The 2,586-nt window shown below is 63.1% G+C and carries 1 protein-coding gene; it reads right to left on the bottom strand.

Annotated elements, in window-relative coordinates:
* Positions 1-29 precede the first annotated feature (29 nt).
* Positions 30-2,099: a recombinase family protein gene (locus NKH78_RS32445; protein ID WP_352885233.1), complete on the bottom strand. Its 2,070-nt coding sequence runs from the start codon at positions 2,097-2,099 to the stop codon at positions 30-32.
* Positions 2,100-2,586 lie beyond the last annotated feature (487 nt).

Genomic DNA, 2,586 nt, shown 5'->3' with positions numbered 1-2,586 from the left:
CGAAGACCGATTCATTATGCACCTCCTTTTCAAATGGCGGAAAACAGCGATTCTTGGTTGTCGTCGTGGATGCGACGCGGAGTATTGCGCGTCAAATCGGCCTTGATCCGTTCGTCTTCGAGGTCGCTGGCGCGGATCTGGTAGGGCGCGCCGCGCATGACCTGCTCGGCGGGCAATAGGCCATCCCTGATGAACCGGCGGATTTTGACGTGTGAGACGCCAAGCCGGGCGGCCGCGTCCGACATGGTAAGCCACTCGCCATTCTTGTCGGAAGAGCGATAGCCGCTGATCTTGTGTACCGTGCGCAGCGATTGGACGCGACGCGCGGTCCAGGTCTTTCCCTGACCGGTCTGCATGCCCATGCGGTTGAGTGTGGCAGCGATTTCGGCATCCGACCACCGGGTTGCCATGGATCGCATGATGGCCAGAGCCTCCTCAGGCGTACGCTGGCCATGCTCTCCGGATTTGGGCTTGCGAACCCGTACCTGCGAGTGCTGGCCTCCGTGCCAGTGGATGGTCAAGATCACGTCGCGCGCATCGTCATCGACATCGGCCACGATGTCCTTGATGAGCGCGCGCAGCAGTTGCTGACGACAGCGCATGTCGACACTCGGCGCGTTCCAGGTGGCCTCGAGATTCTGGGCGAAGCCCGTGAAGTCCGGAACCGCGTCGACAGGCTCCACACGCTGGACTTCGCTCAGCCGCGCCTCGCACGTCTCCACGCGCCTGAGCGTGGCTTCCCAACTCTTCTCGAGCTGGGCCGCAATAAGCCGGTTCTCCGGGTCGCAAGCGGCATAGCGGCGCTCGGCGAGCGATGCCTCATAGCGCGCCTGCTGCAGGTCCATCTCGATCATCTGCCGCCGCTTGGCTTCGCTCTCCAGCTGCATGCGTTCAGCCTCCAACGCCGCTTCGATCGCCATCGGCGCAACCGCCTCCAGCGCTTCGCGGGTCACCGCCGCGTCGGTGCGAAAGCCGTTGAACGACATGCATCGCGCCTGGGCCATCATGAGGTTGCCGCGCTCGCAGCGATATACCGGATACCCTTGGCCGCGTCCGGCATACATGACAACCAGTCTTCGCCCGCATCGACCACAGGAGATGAGACCCGGGAGCAGCGCGCGACCGCCGCGGCCCGACTTGACGCCGCCGGCTTTGCCATAAGCGTTGGCCGCGAGCAGTTCCTGGTTCCGTTCGTACTCGCTCCATCCGATGTAGCCTTCGTGATGGTCGTTGAGCACCACCGCCCACTCGCTAGCCGGCTTGTAATGGCCATAGCTCTTGCGAACGCGGCCATCGACGATCTCAGTGCGCTTCTCGCTCTTACCATAGACATAGGCGCCGGCGTAGAACGGGTTCTTCAGGATCGAGATCACGTTGCGGTAGCGGATCGGAACCCAGTCGAAGGACACCATCTTCTTGCCGTCGGAGGGTCTGGGGAAATGCACGCCGTCATCGATCATCGAGATCAACACTTGCCGCGCACTGCCGAGTTCGCGGAAACGCGCGAAGATCAGGCGAATAGTCTCCTGCAGGCGCATGTCGGGATCGAACCCGAGACCGTAATCGCGGTGCCAGACATAGCCGAAGGGCACGGAGATGCGCAGTTCCCCGCGCTGTGCCTTGGCACGGGCGGCCTCGTACATGCGGGCACGCAGCACGCCGAGCTCGAACTCGCTGATGCTGCCCTTCATACCGAGCAACAGGCGGTCGTTCGGCAATCCCGGATCGTAGACTCCGTCCAGATCGATCACGCGTGCATCGACTTCGCCGCACAACTCGAGCAGCCGATGCCAGTCCGGCCCGTTGCGCGACAGGCGGGACGCCTCCAGGCAAAGCACGGCGCCCACATGGCCGGTGCACAGATCGTCGACCAGGCGCTCGAAACCGGGACGTTCCACAGCCCCGCTTGCGGTTCGTCCCAGATCCTCGTCGATCACCTCTACTTTGCGGAATCCCCAGCGCCGCGCGACGTCGACAAGCTCATATTGCCGACGCTGGCTCTCAAGGTTGAGCTGAACCTGCGCCTGAGTGGACTGACGCACATAGACGACGGCCTTGCGCTTGAGGACGGCAGTCGGAATCAGATTACCGCTCGTCATCGCAGCTCTCCTCCTCCGTTGCCACGCCGGCGGCGGCCATCAATACGTTGGCGAGCCGGGCGATCACTATGGTCCGTTGCGCTGAACTCAGCCCGTTCAGCTTCTCCGAGTCGAGTGGCAAGCTGAGTTGGCGAACGACCACGAGAGATCGTGTCGGGGGTGGCAGGGTTCTCATGTTGCGCCTCCGCGATGGTGAAACCATCCGGAGAGCCTCGCCGGAAACGGCGTTCGATCAAGAGCTTGTGTAGCTCAAGCAGCGCGGCAAGCGATACGCGCGGGGGGCCTAGGTCCATCGCCGCGCAAGCCACGGGATCGATCATCCAGGCCGGAGCGGTAATGACATGCCCGGGCGCGACGACGAGATGAATGATCCGGCCGTTGGCGCGCTCTTCGCTGTTCTCGCAGCGAAGCCGACGTCCGAAATACGGGTGCCAACGGTAATGGACCTCGACCTCCTGCCCAACATGGGCAGAATGACCCCGAGATG

Source organism: Mesorhizobium sp. M0910 (assembly GCF_040319465.1).
Taxonomy (GTDB): Bacteria; Pseudomonadota; Alphaproteobacteria; order Rhizobiales; family Rhizobiaceae; genus Mesorhizobium.
The sequence above is the reverse complement of the archived record's forward strand: the minus strand, read 5'-3'. Positions and strand labels throughout refer to the sequence as shown.

Excerpts from the sequence above, each read along its gene's own strand:
- NKH78_RS32445 (WP_352885233.1), bottom strand. The coding sequence starts at position 2,099 with ATGACGAGCGGTAATCTGATTCCGACTGCCGTCCTCAAGCGCAAGGCC.